At 62.9% G+C, this 21,822-nt stretch carries 14 protein-coding genes; 10 read left to right on the forward strand and 4 right to left on the reverse strand.

Translation table 11 applies throughout. The annotated features are described in order from the left end of the window. Positions 1–13: 13 nt before the first annotated feature. The 6 genes from NKI06_RS24045 to NKI06_RS24070 all read left to right on the forward strand — a co-directional run bounded on the left by NKI06_RS24045 (position 14) and on the right by NKI06_RS24070 (position 7,080). The gene (locus NKI06_RS24045) at positions 14–1,459 is read left to right on the forward strand and encodes a homospermidine synthase (protein WP_023828222.1); all 1,446 of its coding nucleotides are present in this window, start codon (positions 14–16) and stop codon (positions 1,457–1,459) included. 188 nt (positions 1,460–1,647) lie between these two features. Beyond that, positions 1,648–2,025 (forward strand): Omp10 family outer membrane lipoprotein, encoded by a 378-nt coding sequence (locus NKI06_RS24050; RefSeq protein WP_023683250.1) that lies wholly within the window; start codon positions 1,648–1,650, stop codon positions 2,023–2,025. A gap of 196 nt (positions 2,026–2,221) precedes the next feature. Beyond that, complete coding sequence (locus NKI06_RS24055) at positions 2,222–4,249, forward strand: bifunctional metallophosphatase/5'-nucleotidase (protein WP_023695712.1); 2,028 nt, start codon at positions 2,222–2,224, stop codon at positions 4,247–4,249. Between the two features lie 156 nt (positions 4,250–4,405). Continuing rightward, complete coding sequence (gene hemH / locus NKI06_RS24060) at positions 4,406–5,470, forward strand: ferrochelatase (RefSeq protein ID WP_352987431.1); 1,065 nt, start codon at positions 4,406–4,408, stop codon at positions 5,468–5,470. Positions 5,471–5,627: 157 nt separating this feature from the next. Further along, positions 5,628–6,578, forward strand: coding sequence for an SPFH domain-containing protein (locus NKI06_RS24065; RefSeq protein WP_352987432.1), 951 nt, complete (start codon positions 5,628–5,630; stop codon positions 6,576–6,578). Between the two features lie 37 nt (positions 6,579–6,615). After that, positions 6,616–7,080: an NfeD family protein gene (locus tag NKI06_RS24070; protein ID WP_023671953.1), complete on the forward strand. Its 465-nt coding sequence runs from the start codon at positions 6,616–6,618 to the stop codon at positions 7,078–7,080. A gap of 87 nt (positions 7,081–7,167) precedes the next feature. Here NKI06_RS24070 and NKI06_RS24075 read toward each other — a convergent pair whose 3' ends face one another. Beyond that, positions 7,168–8,163, reverse strand: a complete 996-nt coding sequence (locus NKI06_RS24075) for a KpsF/GutQ family sugar-phosphate isomerase (protein ID WP_023671954.1) — start codon at positions 8,161–8,163, stop codon at positions 7,168–7,170. Positions 8,164–8,313: 150 nt separating this feature from the next. Between NKI06_RS24075 and NKI06_RS24080 the strand changes: the two genes are divergently transcribed. After that, positions 8,314–10,098, forward strand: a complete 1,785-nt coding sequence (locus NKI06_RS24080) for an outer membrane beta-barrel protein (protein WP_352987434.1) — start codon at positions 8,314–8,316, stop codon at positions 10,096–10,098. On the opposite strand, the gene galU is transcribed toward NKI06_RS24080, so the two are convergent. Then, positions 10,099–11,004: a UTP--glucose-1-phosphate uridylyltransferase GalU gene (gene galU / locus NKI06_RS24085; RefSeq protein WP_023714035.1), complete on the reverse strand. Its 906-nt coding sequence runs from the start codon at positions 11,002–11,004 to the stop codon at positions 10,099–10,101. A gap of 206 nt (positions 11,005–11,210) precedes the next feature. Here galU and NKI06_RS24090 point away from each other — a divergent pair, with 206 nt between their 5' ends. Together NKI06_RS24090 and NKI06_RS24095 are read left to right on the forward strand one after the other, a co-directional pair. Further along, the gene (locus tag NKI06_RS24090; protein ID WP_352987435.1) at positions 11,211–12,434 is read left to right on the forward strand and encodes a lytic murein transglycosylase; all 1,224 of its coding nucleotides are present in this window, start codon (positions 11,211–11,213) and stop codon (positions 12,432–12,434) included. Positions 12,435–12,536: 102 nt separating this feature from the next. Next, positions 12,537–13,742 carry an SGNH/GDSL hydrolase family protein gene (locus tag NKI06_RS24095; RefSeq protein WP_023820653.1) on the forward strand — a complete coding sequence of 402 codons (1,206 nt, stop codon included), beginning with the start codon at positions 12,537–12,539 and terminating at the stop codon, positions 13,740–13,742. Here NKI06_RS24095 and NKI06_RS24100 read toward each other — a convergent pair. After that, positions 13,739–15,193 (reverse strand): glutamate synthase subunit beta, encoded by a 1,455-nt coding sequence (locus NKI06_RS24100; protein WP_023710939.1) that lies wholly within the window; start codon positions 15,191–15,193, stop codon positions 13,739–13,741. The two genes, NKI06_RS24095 and NKI06_RS24100, sit on opposite strands and share 4 nt — an antisense overlap. 140 nt (positions 15,194–15,333) lie before the next feature. Beyond that, on the reverse strand, positions 15,334–20,085 hold the full coding sequence (gene gltB, locus NKI06_RS24105) for a glutamate synthase large subunit (protein ID WP_352987437.1): 4,752 nt from the start codon (positions 20,083–20,085) through the stop codon (positions 15,334–15,336). 509 nt (positions 20,086–20,594) lie between these two features. On the opposite strand from gltB, the gene NKI06_RS24110 reads away from it, so the two are divergent. After that, positions 20,595–21,644, forward strand: coding sequence for a threonine aldolase family protein (locus NKI06_RS24110; RefSeq protein WP_023686416.1), 1,050 nt, complete (start codon positions 20,595–20,597; stop codon positions 21,642–21,644). The last annotated feature ends 178 nt before the right edge of the window (positions 21,645–21,822 follow it).

Raw genomic sequence — 21,822 nt, forward strand, 5'->3', positions numbered from 1 at the left:
AGTGCTCGATAAAATGGCGAATGAAAACTGGCCCGTTTACGGTGAAATCACCGGCCCTGTCGTGATGATCGGCTTTGGTTCGATCGGACGGGGAACGCTGCCTCTGATCGAGCGCCATTTCAAATTCGACAAGTCGCGCATGACGGTCATCGACCCGCTCGACACCGACCGCAAGCTGCTCGACGAGCGCGGCATCGCCTTCGTGCAGGAGCACGTGACCGAGAAAAACTACAAGAAACTGCTGACGCCGCTTTTGACCAATGGTGGCGGCCAGGGCTTTTGCATCAATCTGTCGGTCGATACCGGCTCGGTCGACCTGATGCGGCTCTGCCGCAAGCTCGGCGTGCTCTACATCGACACCGTCGTCGAGCCGTGGCTCGGCTTCTATTTCGACGCCAAGGCCGACAATGCCAGCCGCACCAACTACGCGCTGCGCGAAGCCTTGATCAAGGAGAAGCACGACAAGCCCGGCGGCGCTACCGCGGTTTCGACCTGTGGCGCCAATCCGGGCATGGTCTCGTGGTTCGTCAAGCAGGCGCTGCTGAACCTTGCCGGCGACCTCGGCCTCGAGTTTTCCGAACCCGCGCAGGACGACCGTGACGGCTGGGCGAAGCTGATGAAGAAGGCCGGCGTCAAGGGCATCCACATCGCCGAGCGCGACACCCAGCGCACCAAGAAGCCGAAGCCGATGAACGTGTTTTGGAACACCTGGTCGGTCGAGGGTTTCATCTCGGAAGGGCTGCAGCCGGCCGAGCTCGGCTGGGGCACGCATGAGAAATGGATGCCGAAGAACGGCAAGGAGCACAAGCATGGCTCCAAGGCTGCGATTTATCTCGAACAGCCCGGCGCCAACACCCGCGTGCGCTCCTGGTGCCCGACGCCGGGCGCGCAATACGGTTTCCTGGTGACGCACAATGAGGCGATCTCGATCGCCGACTTCTTCACCGTGCGCGGTAAGAAGGGCAAGGTGCAATACCGCCCGACCTGCCACTATGCCTATCACCCCTGCAACGACGCCGTGTTGTCACTCCACGAAATGTTCGGCGCTGCCGGCAAGCCGCAGCCGGTCCACCATGTGCTTGACGAAAACGAGCTGGTCGATGGCGTGGACGAGCTTGGCGTGCTGCTCTACGGCCATGCCAAGAACGCCTACTGGTACGGTTCGCAGCTGTCGCTGGCCGAAGCCCGCAAGCTGGCGCCCTACCAGAACGCTACCGGCATGCAGGTCACCTCGGCCGTGCTCGCCGGCATGGTCTGGGCGCTGGAAAACCCGGAAGCCGGCATCGTCGAGGCCGACGAGATGGACTACAAGCGCTGCCTGGAAGTGCAGTCCCAGTATCTCGGACCAGTCAAGGGCTACTACACCGACTGGACGCCGCTCGATAACCGTCCGGGCCTGTTTCCCGAGGACCTCGACAAAAGCGACCCGTGGCAATTCCGCAACATCCTCGTTCGATAGCGGTTCCATACCCCTGCCTCACTGCCTTGCAATCGCCCGGAAATCGGGCGATTGAAGGGATGCGGACGAGAGCAGTGTGCATCCATTTGGACGCACGAGGGACGGCTCTGGAAACTTGAGGCCACGCACATCGTGTTCTCCAAAACGTCGTTTGACGATTGGGCCGATGCGTCAGGAGAGGATTTGATATGACGATTGCGCGCAAAATTCTTTCTGCGGGCGCGGCGGGCGCTCTTGCGACGATGCTTGCCGCCTGCACCACCGGCGGCTCCGACGGGCCACCGATCTCATCGCAGGCGCGAGGCGTCGAAGGCTCATGGCTGAACGCCGAAGGCAAGGCGGTCTCGACATTGAACGGCGGCGTCTTCACCACCGTTTCGGCGGAGACCGGTGAGAAATTCGCTGACGGCAGCTACACCAAGACCGGCGCCACCTCGGTCGAGATCAACGGAACCTCGCTTATCCGGCAGCAGCCAATCGCTTTCAACTGCCTGCTGGTGTCCATAAACCAGCTGAATTGCACCAGCTCCGCCGGGCAGAACTTCGTGCTGACCAGGCGCGGCTGAACCTTTCCCATGCGGCTTTGCGGATGGCGGCGGCGCGATGCCGCCGCCTTTTTATGCCGGCAAACCGATGCCGGTTATCCGCCCTGATTCTTCTTGCATCGCCACAACCGCGATGTGAACATACCCGAAATGCTGGCTGTTATCCTGCAGTCGGGCAAGAGCGTTAAACGCCTTTGATCATATCCGGGAGACGAAGATGAAGAAGCTCGCCGCCATTGCCGCCCTCTCTGCCTCGACACTCGGCCTGTCGGCCGCACCATCCTTTGCCGACTACACGTTGAACATCCTGCATTTCAACGATTGGCACAGCCGCATCGAAGGCAACAACAAATACGAGTCGACCTGCTCGGCCGAGGAAGAGACCAAGGGTGAGTGCATCGGCGGCGCCGGCCGGCTGGTCACCGCGATCGCACAGGAGCGCAAGAAGCTCGAAGGCCAGAACGTGCTGCTGCTCAATGCCGGCGACAGCTTTCAGGGATCGCTGTTCTACATCACCTACAAGGGCACGGCGGAGGAGGAATTCCTCAATCAGATCAAGCCCGACGCGGTGACGCTCGGCAACCACGAATTCGACGATGGCGAGAGCGCGCTGGTGCCTTATCTCGACAAGGCGAAGTTCCCGATCGTCAGCGCCAATGTCGTGCCCAACGACAAGTCCGGCGCCGCAGGCAAGATCAAGCCGTCGATTGTGCTTGAGGTCGGCGGCCAGAAGATCGGCATTGTCGGCGCCGTGACCAACGACACGCCGGAACTCGCCTCTCCCGGCCCCAACATTACCATAGAGGACGACGTGAAGTCGATCACCGCCGAGGTCGAGAAGCTGAAGGCGCAAGGCGTCAACAAGATCATTGCCGTCACCCATATCGGCTACAGGCGCGAGCGCGATGTCATCGCCAAGATCCCGGGCATCGATGTGGTGGTCGGCGGCCACAGCCATTCGCTTCTGTCCAACACCGACCCGAAGGCGGAAGGCCCCTATCCGACGATGGTCGACAACCCCGACGGCTCCAAGGTGCCTGTCGTGCAGGCCGCGTCCTATTCGAAATATCTCGGCGAATTCAAGGTCGTGTTCGACGACAATGGCAACGTCAAGGAAGCCAGCGGCGACCCGATCTTCCTCGACAAGTCGATCACTCCCGATCCGGCCGTTCTTGCCCGCATCAAGGAACTCGGTGCGCCGATCGAGGCGCTGAAGAACAAGGAAGTGGCCGAGACCACCGAGGCCATCGACGGCAGCCGCGAAAGCTGCCGCACCAAGGAATGCGCGATGGGCAACCTCGTCTCCGACGCCATCCTCGACCGCGTCAAGGGACAGGGCGTCGAGATCGTCGTCTCGAATGGCGGCGGCCTGCGGGCTTCGATCGACAAGGGCACCGTCACCATGGGCGAGGTGCTGACCGTGCTGCCGTTCCAGAACACGCTGGCGACCTTCCAGATTTCCGGCAAGGATCTGGTTGCCGGGCTGGAAAACGGCGTCAGCCAGGTCGAGGACGGCGGCGGCCGCTTCCCGCAGGTGGCAGGTCTCAAATACTCCTTCGACAAGTCGGTCGCGCCCAATGCCGGCCGAGTCAAGTCGGTCGAGGTGATGCAGAACGGTGCCTGGGCGCCGATCAATCCGGACAAGGACTATCTGGTCGCCACCAACAATTACGTCCGCCAGGGCGGCGACGGCTACAAGGTCTTCGCCGAGAAGGCCAAGAACGCCTATGATTACGGCCCGGGCCTCGAACAGGTGGTCGCCGACTATCTCGCCGCGCACCGGCCCTACACGCCCAAGCTCGACGGCCGCATCACCGAGGTTGCCGCAACCGTAGCGGCTGCCCCGGCCGCCGAGCCGGCAAAACCAGCCGAACCGGCACCTGCTCCAGCGGAACCGGCAAAACCGGCCGAGGCTGCACCGGCGGAGCCGGCGATGCCCGCATTGCCGGCAGGCTCCGGCGACATCACCACCACGCCGCCGACTGTCCCGGCGGAAACCGCCCCGGCAACGCCGGCTCCGGCCGAACCGGCAAAACCGGCCGAAGCCGCACCTGCTCCGGCAAAGCCGGCTGACGCCGCCCCGGCCGAAGCCAGCCATGTCATCGTCGCCGGCGATACCTATTGGGATCTCGCCAAGAAGGCCTACGGCGACGGCGCCAAGTGGAAGGTGATCTCCGAGGCCAACAAAGGCTACGAACCACGCCGGCTTCCTGTCGGCGCGACCTTGACCATTCCGGCGAAGTAACCTCGCTTCGCACTCACGACCAGCAAAACCCGTCCGGGTAACCGGACGGGTTTTTGGCTTTCAAGGTAAGGTGCGGCCAGACGCAGCATTGAAAACTTGCTCCGCATCGCTAGGTTCGCCCGACATCGTCGGTTTTCGCGGTGTCGGGAGACCTTCATGACGCTTTCCACGCCTGTCGACCCCAGAGCCGCGAAAGCGCTCGACCCGCTACCGGCCGGACATCCGCCGGTAAAGGCAGGCAAGATCGGCGTCATGTTGGTCAATCTCGGCACGCCGGACGGCACCGATTTCAAGCCGATGTGGCGCTATCTCCGCGAATTCCTGTCCGATCCGCGGGTCATCGAGCTCAACAAGGCGATCTGGTATCCGATCCTCTACGGCTTGGTGCTGACCACGAGACCGAACAAGTCCGGGGCCAATTACGCCAGGATATGGAACCGCGAGAGGAACGAGTCGCCGCTGCGCACCTACACCCGGGCGCAGGGCGAAAAGCTGGCCGCAGCGCTCATCGACCTACCCGATGTCGTGGTCGACTGGGCGATGCGCTACGGCAACCCCTCGACCGCGAGCGTCGCTCAAAGGCTGGTCGAGCAAGGCTGCGACCGCATCCTGTCGTTCCCACTCTACCCGCAATACTCCGCGACCACCACCGCGACCGCCAACGACCAGCTGTTTCGCGCCTTGATGAAGATGCGCCGCGCGCCTGCCGTGCGCAGTGTTCCGCCCTACTATGACGAGCCGGTCTACATCGAGGCGCTCGCCCATTCGATCGAACGGCATCTGGCAACGCTAGACTTCGAGCCCGAGGTGGTCATCACCTCCTATCACGGCATCCCGAAGCCCTATTTCGAGAAGGGCGATCCCTATCACTGCCATTGCCAGAAGACGACACGGCTGTTGCGTGAACGACTGGGGTGGGATGAAAAGAAGCTGATCATCACCTTCCAGTCGCGCTTCGGCGCCCAGGAATGGCTGCAGCCCTACACCGACAAGACGGTCGAGAAACTGGCGAAGGACGGCGTGAAATCGATCGCCATCGTCAACCCAGGCTTTTCCGTCGACTGCATCGAGACGCTGGACGAAATCGGCCGCGAGGCGGCCGAGACCTTCCATCACGCCGGCGGCGAGAAGTTCGCCCACATCCCGTGCCTCAACGACAGTGCAGAAGGCATGGCGGTGATCGAGGCGATGGTGCGGCGCGAGCTGTCGGGCTGGGTCTGAGGCCGCCACGTTGCGCGATCGATCGCCGCAGTTGCGCTATTCCATGCACTAATAATCAACGATCACCTGATTGTAACATTATTGAAACACACCTAAGTGTTTGGTGAAGTCGGTTGCATGGAATCAACGCCATGGCCGGCATCTGAGGGAGATTCAAATGGACTTCAGTGGTTTCGGTATTGCGATTGGTGCGCTTGCCTTTCTGGTATTGGTGCTTCTTATCAAAGGCATCCGGACAATCCCGCAAGGCTATAATTATACGGTGGAGCGCTTTGGTCGTTACACCAAAACACTAAGCCCCGGCCTCAACCTGATCGTGCCGTTCGTCGACCGAATCGGCGCCAAGATGAACATGATGGAGCAGGTGCTCGACGTTCCGAGCCAGGAAATCATCACGCGCGACAACGCCATTGTGGGCGTCGACGGCATCGCCTTCTACCAGATCCTCAATGCGGCCCAGGCCGCCTACCAGGTCGCCGGCCTGGAGAACGCCATCCTCAATTTGACGATGACCAACATCCGTACCGTCATGGGTTCGATGGACCTCGACGAACTGCTGTCGAACCGCGACGCCATCAACGAACGGCTGCTGCGCGTCGTCGACGAAGCGGCGCATCCGTGGGGCATCAAGATCACCCGCGTCGAGATCAAGGACATCAATCCGCCGGCCAACCTCATCGAATCGATGGGCCGTCAGATGACCGCCGAACGCAACAAGCGTGCGCAGATCCTCGCCGCCGAAGGCCTCAAGCAGTCGCAGATCCTCGAGGCCGAGGGCCGCAAGGAAGCCGCCTTCCGCGACGCCGAGGCGCGCGAACGCTCGGCCGAAGCCGAAGCGCGAGCCACCCAGGTTGTATCGGAAGCCATCTCCAAGGGCGACGTGCAGGCACTCAACTACTTCGTGGCGCTGAAATACACTGAAGCGATGGGCAAGATCGGCACCGCCAACAACAGCAAGGTCGTGCTGATGCCGATGGAAGCCTCGGCGCTGATCGGCACGCTCGGTGGCATAAGCGAGATCGCCAGGGAGGTGTTCCGCAGCGAAGGCACCCCCGGCGCCGCCAGGCAGGCCGCCCGCCCTCCGGTGGTTCGCCCAAGCGAGAATTGAGGCTAGCTGAGAACTGAGATCATAGGAGCGCACTCCCATGTTCGACCGCATCATTTCCGAACTTGGTCCGTGGAACTGGATGGTTCTGGGCTTCGTCCTCCTGGTGATGGAGGTCATCGCGCCAGGAATATTCATGCTGTGGATCGGCATCGCCGCATTGGTGATCGGTGTGATTTCCCTGCTCGTCTGGGACGCAAGCTTCTGGGCCTGGGAAGTCCAGGTCCTCGCCTTCCTGGCCCTGTCGCTGGTCTCGGCCTTTGCCGGAAAGAAGCTGGTTGGTGGGCGTAATACCCCTAGCGACCAGCCGCTGCTCAACCGGCGCGGCGCGCAGTTGGTCGGCAGGATGGCAACGCTGGCCGAGCCGATCAAGGACGGTCGCGGCCGCATCAAACTCGGCGACACACTGTGGCGCGTCTCCGGTCCCGACCTGCCGGCCGGCACGCAGGTGCGCGTCGTCAGTTCGGCCGACACCGATCTGGAACTGACCGTCGAGGCAGTTTGACATTTCGAAAGCGCATGGCGCTTTCGATCCGGAAAATCAGGCCGCGTCGCCTAGGGCTTCCCGAACGCGACGCGTCCTTTGATTTTTTCAGGCGGCGCCGATGCGCAGCAGGTCGTGCAGATGAACCAGTCCCACGAGCCGCCTGCCTTCGACCACCATCAGGCTCGTAATGGCCGAATTGTTGATAATCTGCAGCGCCGTCGCCACCAGCGTGTCCGGTGTGGCCGTCTTCGGCTTTTTCGTCATCACCTGATCGACGCTCATTTCCATGAGATTGCTGCCGATGTGACGCCTGATGTCGCCATCGGTGATGATGCCCACCAACGCGCCATCCGCCGTCGCGATCGCCACGCAGCCGAAGCCCTTGTTCGACAATTCGAGGATCGCCTCGCGCATGCCCGTGCCGGAAGCCACCAGCGGCAGCCTTTCGCCGACATGCATGATCTCGTGGATCTGCGTGAGATTGGCGCCGAGCTGGCCGCCGGGGTGGAATGTGCGGAAATGGTCGGGCGTGAAGCCGCGCGCTTCGAGCAGCGCGATAGCCAGCGCATCGCCGACCACCAGTTGCAGCAGGGTCGATGTCGTCGGCGCCAGGCCGTGCGGGCAGGCTTCCGGCACGGACGGCAGGAGCAGCACCACGTCGGCCGCGCGCGCCAGCGCCGAGGCCGCGCCCGCGGTAATCGCAATCAGCGGGATCGAGAAGCGCCTGGAATAGGCGACGATGCCCATCAATTCTCTGCTCTCGCCGGACCATGACATGGCGATGATGGCATCGTCTCTGGCGATCATGCCAAGGTCGCCATGATTGGCCTCCGCCGGATGGACGAAGAAGGCAGGCGTGCCGGTCGAAGCCAGACTGGCCGCGATCTTAGTGCCGATATGGCCGCTTTTGCCGACGCCGGTGACTATGACGCGGCCATTGATGCGCGACACCATGTCGACGGCGCGGGCGAAAGGTTCGGCCAGTTCGTTCTCCAGCGCGGCGGCCAATGCCGCCACGCCGGCCTGTTCCGTGGCTACCGTTCTCAGCGCCGAGGCGATCGAAGCCTCCAAAGGCTTCTTTTCTTGGGATCCCGCATGCATGGCTGATGCGATTAGCGCTTTGCCGTTCGCCTGTCCAACAGAATTGCCGTCCAGCCATGTCCGACAGGCACCCCTTCAACCCTCCGTTAACCATCCCCGTTTACGGTTCGGTAAGTATGGCGCGCTTGCGCCGCGCAAGCAGTGGTGACGATGTCGCGGGCCCAACCTCAAGAGAAAAAAGGTCGAACGGGCAGAGCGTTTTGCGCTCTGCTTCTGGCGACGAGCGTGCTCGCTTTGCTGCGGCCAACTGCGCTTCATGCCCAGGAGACCGAGCTGCGCGGCGAAGTTTCGGAATCGGCGATCCTGTCCGACCAGCAGCGCCGGGCCAGGCAATTGAGCAAGGCCAACACGCAGGTCAAGCCCGCCCCTGCCGACACCGCCCCCACGGGAAACACGCCAACCGCTTATGTGCCGGCCAGCGATGGCGCCTTGCCTGATGACACCGACCCGTCACAGGCCGGCGCAAACAGCATTTTCGACCCGCCGGCGACCATCGACGATTCGTTCGCCGACAAGCCGCCAACCGTCCTGCCACGCCGCCCGTCGACGGCAAAGCAACGCGCCGACGCGGATGCAGACAAGGCCAAGGACAAAACCAAGGCTGCCGACAAGAAGAAGCCTGGCAAAGCCACGGACCAGACCACCACCGGAACGACTCCGGACGGCACTGCGGCAGGCGACGCCGATCAGGACATAGCCAACCGCCGTGTCCTCACCGTCGACGGCGTCGACCGACGAAAGCTCGACCCCGGCGCCGAGCGCACCGACGCCATCGAGGGCCTGAAGAAGAAGCTCGAGGACGACCCGTACGCGGCAACCGGCATCAAGGTCGGCTCGTTCCTGCTGCGGCCGGCGCTCGAGCAGGGCGTTGCCGTCACGTCGAACGCCGATTCCAGCGCTGGCGGCAAGTCGGCGGTGCTGTCCGAAACGGCGCTGCGTTTCTCCGCCGCCTCCGATTGGCGCGAGAATTCGGCGGTCATCGACGGCTACGGTAATTTCCGCAACACCATTTCGGGCCAGAAGATCAATGAGGCACGCGGCCGTATCCAAGGCACGTACAATGTCGACCTCGACAATGAACTGCGCGCCATCGCCAAGCTCGGCTACGAGATTGCACCGGAATCGGCCTCCGCGCCCGACGCCATTGCCGGCGTCAAATCGCAGCCGATCCGCCAGACGGTCGACGGCAGCCTCGGCGTCGAGAAGGACGTCGGCAAGATGCGCTTTGCGCTGACCGGCGCAGTCTCCCACGACATCTATGGCGACGCCAAGCTAACGGACGGCACCGTGTTGTCGCAGAAGGATCAGGACAACACGCTCTACACCGCAACGTTGCGGACCGGCTATGAAATTTCCCCGGCTCTGACGCCCTTTGCCGAGATTGAGCTCGGCCGCCGGGTATATGACCAACGGATCGACAACAAGGGCTTCGAGCGCTCTTCGACCCGGCTTGGCGCACGCGCCGGTGTCGAAGTCGACATGGGCGAGAAGCTCAAAGGTGAGTTCTCGGCCGGCTGGCTGAGGGAGGCGATCGACGACAAGAACCTGGAGGCGATTTCGGGAGCCACCATCAATGCCGACCTCAAATGGTCGCCCGAGCGCGGTACCATCATCAGCCTCACCGGGCGAACCACGGTCGAAGGCACAACGAATGCCGGTGAGAGCGGCGACATCCTCTATTCCGGCCGCCTCACCGGCGAGCGGCAGATCCGCGCCGACCTGACCGGCAACGCAGCCCTTGGGCTCGACTGGCGCAATTACACCGGCTCCGACGGCCATGACATGACGCTGAGTGCAGAGGCCGGGCTGACCTGGTGGCTGAACCGCTATGTCGGCCTCACCAGCCGCGCCCGCACCGAAAAGCTGACCAGCAATCTGCCCGGGCGCAACTACACCGCCAACAGCATCTACTTGGGGCTGAAGCTGCAGCGGTAGCTAAAAAGCAGCGCCGCGACGCTCGGACGGCTTCATCTCATCGAGCAGCGTGCGGATGACGCCGGCCATGTTCTCGTTCATGTCGCTGCGCCACAGCGCGAAGGCGACATTGGCCTCGACGAACCCTTCCGGCGAGCCGCAATCGAAGGTGCGGCCCTGAAAGTGGTAGCCAAAGAAGGGCTGCTGCTTTTCCAGCTTCAGCATCGCGTCGGTGAGCTGGATCTCGTTGCCGGCGCCCTTTTCCTGGCTTTCCAGGATCTTGAAAATCTCGGGCTGCAGGATGTAGCGGCCGTTGATGTAGAGATTGGACGGTGCGGTGCCGGTCTTCGGCTTTTCGACCATCTCGGTGATGCGGAAGCCGTGATGCGTGTCCTCGCCCCGGCCGACAATGCCATATTTGTGGGTCTCGGCCGGATCGCATTCCTGCACGGCGATGATGTTGTTGCCCGTCTCCTCGTAGAGCTCGACCATGGCCTTCGTGCAGCTCTTCTCCGACTGCATGATCATGTCGGGCAGCAACAGCGCGAAGGGTTCGTCGCCGACCAGTTCACGGGCGCACCAGACGGCATGGCCAAGCCCCATCGGCACCTGCTGGCGGGTGAAGGAGGTCTGCCCAGGCGCCGGCTGCAGCCGCTGCAGGCGGGCCAACTGCTCGTCCTTGCCGCGCTGTGCCAGCGTATCATAGAGCTCGAACTGGATATCGAAATGGTCTTCTATGACCGCCTTGTTGCGGCCGGTGACAAAGATGAAATGTTCGATGCCGGCCTCGCGCGCCTCATCAACGACATACTGGATGACGGGCCGGTCGACGACGGTCAGCATCTCCTTGGGGATGGCCTTTGTGGCCGGGAGAAACCGTGTGCCGAGACCGGCGACCGGGAAAACTGCCTTGCGAACTCGCTTCATGCGTCAATTATCCGTTTGAGGGCGTGCCCGGCAATCCCGCCTCGCGACATTTTCGCGCCGGAATTGTGGATTATCGGGCCATTGAGGGAAACATCAACCGGTAAAGCATCCAGGTGTCTTTTCGTTCCAGGCGCCGCCTATGGTAAACCAATTGCTAACCCGGTTCGGCGATGAATGTCTTTCCTGAGATAAAGAAAGGGGAAAATATGTCCGTTCGCAGTGCCGCAAAACTCTTTACCAGCGTGCTGACGGCGGCCAGCCTCTCGCTCGCCTTGCTGATGCCGGCCGGACCGGCCTTCGCCGATGCCGGGTTTCGGCAATGGGTCGCCGGCTTCCGCGCCACCGCCGTGGCGGGCGGCGTTTCCGGCGCGGTCTACGACCGGGCGTTCCGGGGCATCAATGAACCCGACCCGGTGGTGCTGGAAAAGGCACGCACCCAGCCCGAATTCACCGCACCTGCCTGGGACTATTTCGACAACCGCGTCCACGACCAGTCCGTTGCCGTCGGCCAGCAGATGGCCAGGAAATGGAAGCCGTGGCTGGAACGGATCGAGGCGAGGTTCGGCGTCGACCGCTACATCCTGCTCGCCATCTGGTCGATGGAATCGAATTATGGCGAGAGCCTCAAGCGCGACGACATCATGCGCAATGTCATCCGCTCGCTGGCAACCCTCGCCTATGGCGACCCGAAGCGTTCGAAATTCGCCCGCACCCAATTGGTCGCCGCGCTGAAAATCCTGCAGACCGGCGACATCGACGAAAGCCACCTGATGGGCTCCTGGGCCGGCGCCATGGGCCAGACCCAGTTCATCCCGACCAGCTACCAGCATTATGCCGTCGACATGGACGGCAACGGCAAGCGCGACATCTGGAATTCGATCCCCGATGCGTTGGCGACATCAGCCAATCTGCTGAAGAAGAATGGCTGGCAGGGCGGCAAGACCTGGGGCTACGAGGTCACCATTCCGGCGGGCAAACTGCCGGCCGGCTCGAAGACATTGGCGCAGTGGCAGGCGCTCGGCGTCGCCAGGGCCAATGGCAAGCCGTTCAAGAACGCAACCGACAAGGCGACGCTGAAAGTGCCGGACGGCCGCGGCGGACCGGCCTTCCTGATGATCAAGAACTTCTCCGTCATCAAGGCCTACAACAACGCCGACAAATATGCCCTGGCCGTCGGCCTTCTTGCCGACGAAATCGCCGGCTCTAATGGTCTGGTGCAGGACTGGAAGCGGCCTTTCACCAAACTGTCCTTCGAGGAAAGGCAGGAGTTGCAGAAGCGGCTTTCGCAGCACGGACTTTACGACGGCAAGTTCGACGGCAAGATCGGTGACGGCACGAAAACCGCCATCATGACCTATCAGGCAACGGTCGGCTTGACCCAGGACGGGTATCCGAGCATGGAAGTGCTCAAATGGCTCAGAAAGAAATAGAGCCATCGGCAGCGCCGCGCATTGCGGCGCACAAGGATGCCGTAGCATTGATGTGTGCATGATCCGCTGCGAGGGCCATGCACCAAGGGATGGAGAGGGTGCTTGGTTTCGGCAGCGCGTATCCGTGTGATCGTTTTCCGCTTGCCGATCCTCGTTCTGGCCATCGTTGTCCTGGCGACGGGGGTCGCCGGCAGTTTCCACACACCGGCTTTGGCGCAGGAACAACCGCAGAACCGCGGCTGGTCGCTGCGCGACCTTCTGTTCCCGCGCCGCAGCGAACGCATCGAGCCGCCGCTCGACGTCCGCAAGGCAAAGCCGAAGGTCAAGAAGAAGCCCCGTGCACCCGTTGAACCTTCCGCTCCGATTGTCGAGAAGACACCGGATGCCCGCGTCGTTCTGGTGATCGGCGATTTCATGGCCAACGGCCTGGCCGAAGGCCTCGAAACAGCCTTTGCCGACAATGCCAACGTCAGGATCGTCGAGCGCGCCAACGGTTCTTCGGGTTTCGTGCGCGATGATGTCTACAATTGGCCCGAACAGGTCAAATCGCTGGTCGAGACCGAAAAACCCTCCGTGGTCGTCGTCATGCTCGGCTCCAACGACCGCCAGCAGATGCGCGTCAACGATGTGCGCGAGCAGCCGCGCTCCGAGAACTGGACCAAGGAATACGAACGCCGGACCGAAGCCTTGGGAAAGGCACTGGCGGCGACCAAGGTGCCTTATCTGTGGGTCGGCATGCCAGCCTTCAAGACGCCGAAGATGACCTCCGACATGCTCGCCTTCAACGACATCTACCACTCGGCTGCCGAGAAGAACGGCGGCGAATTCGTCGATGTCTGGGATGGGTTCGTCGACGAGAACGGCGCCTTTGTCTCGACCGGCCCCGACATTAACGGCCAGGCCGTGCGGCTGCGCTCCGACGACGGCATCAACGTCTCGAAAGCCGGCAAGCGAAAGCTCGCCTTCTACACCGAAAAGCCGCTGGCCAAGATCCTCGGCCTGGCAGCGCCAGGAAGCGTGGTGACGGCTGCCGCACCGGCCGGCGCCCCGGTCGAGGCGCCGTCGCTGCCCGCCGCCCCGATCGTGGTCGACCGCACCGTTCCGATGCTGCTCAACGATCCGGCGCTCGACGGCGGGACCGAGCTTCTCGGTGCGGCGGCGGCGCCGAAAGCCAATCCGGATCTGCCCGGCGAAAAACTAATCCTCGAAGGCAAGGCGCCCGAGGCCTCGCCCGGTCGCGCCGACGACTTCTCCTGGCCGCCCAAGGCCGCTGCCGCGACGGATACGACGACGGCGATCAACCGTTAACGGGGGAGTACCGTCGACCCCATCAGCGCTTCATCGATCGAGCGCGCGGCCTGGCGGCCTTCGCGGATCGCCCACACAACCAGCGACTGGCCGCGGCGCACATCACCTGCGGCGTAGAGCTTGTCGACGCTGGTCTTGTAGTCGCGATCGTTGGCTTCGACATTGCGGGAACGGCGGCTGTCGGTGGTGATTTTCATCTCACCGTCCAGCTCTTTCGCGACGCCCACGGCGGCCGGGCCGGCAAAGCCGATGGCGATGAAGGCGAGGTCTGCACGGATGACGAATTCGGTGCCGGGGATAGGCTTGCGCTTCTCGTCGACCTCGCAGCACTTGACGCCGGTCAGTTGGCCGTCCTCGCCGATGAATTCTAGCGTCGCCACCTGGAATTCGCGCTCCGCGCCTTCGGCCTGTGAGGACGAGGTGCGCATCTTGGTCGCCCAGTAGGGCCAGACCGAAAGCTTGTCTTCCTTCTCCGGCGGCTGCGGGCGGATGTCGAGCTGGGTGACGCGCACCGCGCCCTGGCGGAAGGCGGTGCCGACGCAGTCGGACGCGGTATCGCCGCCGCCGACGACGACGACATGCTGGCCGCCGGCGATGATCGGATGCGACGGCCAGGCCACCGACTGGATCGGCTCGCCGCCGACGCGACGGTTCTGCTGCACCAGATAGGGCATGGCGTCATAGACGCCGCCGAGATCGTCGCCCGGAATATTGGCCGGACGCGGCGATTCCGAACCGCCGCAATAGAGCACCGCATCGTATCCGGCGAGCAACTCTGCCACCGGCTTGTCGACGCCGACATTGACGCCGCAATGGAAGGTCACGCCCTCGCCCTGCATCTGCTCGATGCGGCGGTCGATATAGTGCTTCTCGATCTTGAAGTCGGGAATGCCGTAGCGCATCAGCCCGCCGGGACGGCTCTCACGCTCATAAACGCTGACCTCGTGGCCGGCGCGGCCAAGCTGCTGCGCCGCCGCCATCCCTGCCGGGCCGGAGCCGATGACAGCGACCCGCTTGCCCGTCTTCTTCTCTGGCGGATAAGGCCGGATATGGCCGGTTTCATAAGCCTTGTCGGCGATTGCCTGTTCGACAGTCTTGATGGCAACCGGAATGTCCTCGAGGTTCAGCGTGCAGGCTTCCTCGCAGGGCGCGGGGCAGATGCGGCCGGTGAACTCGGGGAAATTGTTGGTCGAATGCAGGTTGCGGATCGCATTGTCCCAGTCGCCATTGTAGACGAGGTCGTTCCAGTCCGGGATCTGGTTGTGGATCGGGCAACCGGTCGGCCCGTGGCAGAACGGGATGCCGCAATCCATGCAGCGCGCGGCCTGTTTCTCGACCTCCTTGTCCGACATCGGCAGCGTGAATTCACGAAAATGCCGGATGCGGTCGGAGGCCGGCTGGTACTTGTGCACCTGCCGGTCGATTTCGAGAAAGCCTGTTACCTTGCCCATAGTCCAGTTCCTGCTGTCCAGATGGTGCGGTTTTCGCACCCGTTAACCCCTTGAGGCAGCCGTGGCAACCTTGCATCCGAGGTCAAACTGTCGCTGAAAGTTCCGCCGGGAAGCCTGCGCCTCCCGGCAAGTCGAAAAACCTATTCCGCCGCCACGCCCATGCGCATGCGTTCCATCTCGATCAGCGCGCGGCGGTATTCGACCGGCATGATCTTGCGGAATTTCGGCCGGAAGGTCGTCCAGTCGTCGAGTATCTCGCGGCCGCGTACCGAACCGGTGAAATGGACGTGGTTCGAGATAAGCTGGTAAAGCCGTTCCTCGTCATGGGTGGTCATGTCGCCCGAGACGTCGACGCGACCCTTGTGGTCGAGGTCACCGCCATGATGCAGCAGCCTTTCCATCAGATCGTCTTCTTCCGGAACCGGCTCCAGCTCGACCATCGCCATGTTGCAGCGCGCGGCGAAATCGCCGGCCTCATCCAGAACATAGGCCACGCCGCCCGACATGCCGGCAGCGAAGTTGCGACCGGTCTGGCCGATGACGACGACGATGCCGCCGGTCATGTATTCGCAGCCATGATCGCCGACGCCTTCAACGACGGCGGCGACGCCCGAATTGCGCACCGCGAAGCGCTCGCCGGCGACACCTGCGAAATAGGCCTCGCCCTCGGTCGCGCCATAGAGGACGGTGTTGCCGACGATGATCGATTCCGCCGCGACGATCCTGGACTCCTCCGGCGGCCGGATGACGATGCGTCCGCCCGACAGGCCCTTGCCGACATAGTCGTTGGCCGCACCGACGAGATCGAACGAGATGCCGCGCGCCAGGAAGGCGCCGAACGACTGGCCGGCGGTGCCGGTCAGCTTCACCTGGATCGTGTCCTCGCGCAGGCCCTTGTGCCTGAAGCGCTTGGCGACTTCGCCCGACAGCATGGCGCCCGTGGAGCGATCGACATTGCGGATGTCGACCTCGATCTTGACCGGCTGCTTGCTTTCGAGCGCGGGCTTCGCCAGTTCGATCAGCTTGCGATCGAGTACATCGTCGATCGGGTGTTTCTGCCGTTCGGTCCAGTGCACCGCCTCATGCGGCGCGTCCGGCTTGAAGAACATCTTGCCGAAATCGAGCCCACGCGCCTTCCAATGCTGGATCATCTCGCGCTTTTCCAGCAGGTCGCTGTCGCCGATGATCTGGTCGATATGGGTGTAGCCCATCTCGGCCAGCAGCCCCCTCACCTCTTCCGCAACATAGAAGAAGAAGTTGATGACATGCTCGGGCGTGCCCTTGAAACGCTTGCGCAGAACCGGGTCCTGCGTCGCGACGCCGACCGGGCAGGTGTTCAAGTGGCACTTGCGCATCATGATGCAGCCGGCCGCGATCAGCGGCGCGGTCGAGAAGCCGAACTCGTCGGCACCGAGCAGCGCACCGATGATGACGTCGCGCCCCGTGCGCAAGCCACCATCGACCTGCAGCGCAACGCGCGAGCGCAGCCCGTTCAGCACCAGCGTCTGGTGCGTCTCGGCTAGGCCCATTTCCCACGGGCTGCCGGCATGCTTGAGCGAGGTCAGCGGCGACGCGCCGGTGCCGCCATCATAGCCCGATATGGTGATGTGGTCGGCGCGTGCCTTGGCGACGCCGGCCGCAACCGTACCGACACCGACTTCCGACACCAGCTTGACCGATACGTCGGCCGCCGGGTTGACGTTCTTCAGATCATAGATCAGCTGCGCCAGATCCTCGATCGAATAGATGTCGTGATGCGGCGGCGGCGAGATCAGGCCGACGCCAGGCGTCGAGTGCCGGACCTTGGCGATGGTGGCGTCGACCTTGTGGCCGGGCAGCTGGCCGCCCTCACCGGGCTTGGCGCCCTGCGCGACCTTGATCTGCATGACATCGGAATTGACGAGATACTCGGCGGTGACGCCAAACCGCCCCGAGGCGACCTGCTTGATCGCCGAACGTTCGGGATTCTTGCTGCCGCCGGGCAGCGGCAGATAGCGGTCGGCCTCTTCGCCGCCCTCGCCGGTGTTCGACTTGCCGCCGATCTGGTTCATGGCGCGCGCCAGCGTCGTGTGTGCCTCGCGCGAGATCGAGCCGAACGACATCGCCCCGGTCGAGAAGCGCTTGACGATATCGGCCGCCGACATCACGTCCTCTATCGCCACCTTCTTGCGGCCGGTCTCTTCCGCAAGCTTGATCCTGAACAGGCCGCGTATGGTCTGAGCACGGGCCGTCTCGCTGTCGATCTGCGCGGAATACTCCTTGAACGTCTCCCACGAGCCCTGACGCACGGCGTGCTGCAAGGTGGCGACGGCGTCGGGCGACCACATATGGGCTTCGCCGCGCATGCGGTACATGTACTCGCCGCCGACCTCGAGGCTGTTGCGCAGCACCGGATCGTTGCCGAAACCGTCGGTGTGGCGGCTGAGCGTCTCGGCCGCGACCTCGTCCAGGCCGACACCTTCGATCAGCGTCGCTGTGCCGGTGAAGTACTTCTCGACGAAATCCGACTTCAGCCCGATGGCGTCGAATATCTGCGCGCCGCAATAGGACTGATAGGTGGAGATGCCCATCTTCGACATCACCTTGAGGATGCCCTTGCCGATCGACTTGATGTAGCGCGAGACCACCTCGTAGGCGTCAACCTCAGCCGGCAGTTCGCCACGCTTGTGCATGTCGAGCAGCGTATCGAAGGCAAGGTAGGGGTTGATCGCCTCGGCGCCGTAGCCGGCGAGACAGCAGAAATGATGCACTTCGCGTGGCTCGCCGGATTCCACGACCAGGCCGACCGCGGTGCGCAGACCCTTGCGGATCAGATGGTGGTGCACGGCAGCCGTCGCCAGCAGTGCCGGAATGGCGATACGGTCGGGACCGACCTGGCGGTCGGACAGGATGATGATGTTGTAGCCGCCGGCGACAGCGGCTTCCGCCCGCTCGCACAGACGCTCGACGGCGCCCTGCATGCCGGCCGCGCCCTCGCTCGACCCGTAGGTGATGTCGATGGTCTTGGTGTCGAAACGGTCCTCGGTGTGGCCGATCGAGCGGATCTTTTCCAGATCGCCATTGGTCAGGATCGGCTGGCGCACTTCGAGCCGCTTGCGGCGCGAATTGCCGACCAGGTCGAAGATGTTCGGCCGCGGCCCGATGAACGACACCAGGCTCATCACCAGCTCCTCGCGGATCGGGTCGATCGGCGGGTTGGTGACCTGGGCGAAATTCTGTTTGAAATAGGTGTAGAGCAGCTTCGACTTGTCCGACATCGCCGAGATCGGCGTGTCGGTGCCCATCGAACCCACGGCTTCCTGGCCGGTGGTCGCCATCGGCGACATCAACAGCTTGGTGTCTTCCTGCGTGTAGCCGAAAGCCTGCTGGCGATCGAGCAGGCTGACATCCTTGCGCAGCGCGCGCGGCTCCACCGGCTTCAGATCCTCGAGGATCAGCTGCGTGTTGTTGAGCCAGGTCTTGTAGGGATGCCTGGTGGCGATCTCCGACTTGATCTCCTCGTCGGAAATGATGCGGCCCTTGGCGAGGTCGATCAGAAGCATGCGGCCGGGCTGCAGCCGCCACTTCTTGACGATCCTCTCCTCCGGCACCGGCAGCACGCCGGCCTCTGACGCCATGATGACGCGGTCGTCGTCGGTGACGATGTAGCGCGCCGGCCGCAGCCCGTTGCGGTCGAGCGTGGCGCCGATCTGGCGGCCGTCGGTGAAGGCGACCGCGGCCGGCCCGTCCCACGGCTCCATCAGGGCTGCATGGTATTCGTAGAAAGCCTTGCGGTCGGCATCCATCAGCTTGTTGCCGGCCCACGCTTCGGGGATCAGCATCATCATGGCATGGCTGAGGCTGTAGCCGCCCTGGAACAGGAACTCGAGCGCATTGTCGAAGCACGCCGTGTCGGACTGGCCGTCATAGGAGATCGGCCACAGCTTCGAGATGTTGTTGCCGAACAGTTCGGAATCGACCGAGGCCTGGCGCGCCGCCATCCAGTTGTTGTTGCCGCGCACCGTGTTGATCTCGCCATTATGCGCGACCATGCGGTAGGGGTGCGCCAGCTTCCAGGACGGGAAGGTGTTGGTCGAGAAGCGCTGGTGGACGAGGATCAGCGCGGTCTCGAAACGCGGATCCGACAAATCCTTGTAATAGGCGCCGACCTGGTAGGCCAGGAACATGCCCTTGTAGACAATGGTACGCGCCGATAGCGACACACAGTAGGCGCCGATATCCTTGTTGTTGTTCTCGGCGTAGATACGGCCGGAAATCACCTTGCGCAGCAGGTACAGCCTGGCCTCGTATTCCTCGTCATCTGGAATGTCCGATGTGCGGCCGATGAAGACCTGGCGATGGAACGGTTCGGAGGCCGCAATATCGGGCGCCTTCGACAGCGATGAATTGTCGACTGGCACGTCGCGAAAGCCTAAAAGCGGCAGCCCTTCTGACAGCGCCGATTCGGCGATGATCTCTTCGATATGGGCGCGCAGTGCCGCATCCTGCGGCATGAACCAGTGGCCGACGCCGTATTGGCCTGCCGCCGGCAGTTCGACGCCCTGGGCCGCCATCTCTTCGCGGAAGAAATGATCGGGAATCTGCACCAGCACGCCGGCGCCGTCGCCCATCAGCGGATCGGCGCCGACAGCGCCGCGATGCGTCAGGTTTTCGAGCACGAAGAGCCCGTCCTTGACGATCTGGTGCGACTTCACGTTCTTCATGTTGACGATGAAGCCGACGCCGCACGCGTCATGCTCGTTGCGCGGATCGTAGAGACCCTGCGCGGCCATACCGTTGCCGGTCAGGCCGTTGGTGGTTCGGCCTTCTTTGGTCAGAACGGTATTTTTAACGGCTGCCGCTTTCGTCTGCGCGGCCTGGCCGATAATCGCAGATGGCGTCAGTTCCGTCATCGTCCTGTCCTCCGATCCGGCCCCTTGCACGTCTAGCATTTGGGGCGCTGGTCTACCTTGGGAAGCGACTGGCTTCCGCTCTCATTCTTGCGGCACGTCTTTTCGAAATCCTTGGCGGACCGTGCGGTGCACCGCCGGTTCGTATCCGGTATCGTACAGGCCACAGCCGAGCCGTCTACCCGTCGCTCGCGGCAACGGCCGGAGTGGCCCAAATGATACGCCAATCCAGCCTGACTTGTGCGACAAAATAAGACAGCACTACTGTCCTAAATTTTTATGGCAGAAATCCTGGGCGCACACAAGACCGATTCACCAAATTCTTGGACGTTTGGCGACAGAAAATTACGTCGGGCGCTGTTGAAACGAAATTTCGGTCCCGGCACTCCTTCGTGATCGCCTTTGGCTTTACCGCTTTTTCAGCCCTTGGCCCTTGCGCGTCAAACCCCGAAACGGCCATGGTCGCGCTCTTGTCGCAACCAGACTTTCTCAACCAGGCAGGGACTTTCCTGATGTTCTTTGCATCCGACAACTGGGCGGGCGTCCATTCCAACATTGCCGCCGGGCTGTCAGCCAATGCTGGCGGCTTTTCGACCGCCTATGGCGATGGCGATCTCGACCGGGCCGTCTACCAGCGTTTCAGCGAGATCTTCGAACGCGAGGTCGCGGTGTTCTTCGTCGCTACCGGCACGGCGGCCAACTCGCTGTCCCTGGCCGCTTACAACAAGCCCGGCGGCATTTCCTTTGCGCACCGCGAATCGCACATCATCGAGGACGAATGCGGCGCGCCGGAATATTTCAGCGGCGGCTCGCGTCTCCATGCTGTCGACGGCGCCCTGGGCAAGATCGATCCGCACAACCTTGAACGCGCCGTCGCCCGTTTCGCACCCGAAATCGTCCATTGGGGACGCCCGACGGCCGTCTCGATCACCCAATCGACCGAAGTCGGCACAGTGTACGGGCTCGACGACATTTCCACCATTTCGGAGATCGCCAAACGCTTTTCCCTGCCGCTGCATATGGACGGCGCCCGTTTTGCCAACGCATTGGTCGCGCTTGAGACGACGCCGGCCGAAATGACCTGGAAGCGCGGCGTCGACATCGTCTCGTTCGGCGGCACCAAGAACGGCTGCTGGTGCGCCGAAGCGGTGGTGCTGTTCGATCTAGACCGCGCCAAGGAGTTGTCCTTCCTGCGCAAGCGCGCCGCACAGCTGTTCTCCAAGTCGCGCTTCATCGCAGCGCAGTTCGACGCCTACTTCACGGACGGCCTGTGGCTGGACACGGCCCGTCATGCCAATGCCATGGCCGCGCGCCTGGCGGCTGCGATCGAGGATTCGGCAACGGCGAAGCTCGCCTGGTTGCCGCAGGCCAACGAGGTGTTCGCGGTGATGAAAAAGGCGGAAGCCGAAAGGCTGCAATCCGTCGGCGCAGCCTTTTACGACTGGCACAGGCCGCACGGCTTCGACGGCCATGTCGGCGAGGACGAGTTGCTCTATCGCTTCGTCACCAGCTTTGCCACGACTTCAGATGAGGTCGATCGCTTCGGCCAGATGATCGCCTGAACCCGCGAGACCGCGCCAATGACAAAGCCACCTCTCGGCTCAACCATGCGGCTGGTTCGCCCGGCGCCAAACGTGCTCGGCTTCTACGATGGCCGCGTTGACGGCGTTCGCGCCTGGTCGGACGAGCCGAACTGGCTGGACGACGGCGCCTATGCCCTCGGCATCTGCACCTATGCGA

The organism is Mesorhizobium sp. M0772, from assembly GCF_040320135.1.
Classification (GTDB): domain Bacteria; phylum Pseudomonadota; class Alphaproteobacteria; order Rhizobiales; family Rhizobiaceae; genus Mesorhizobium.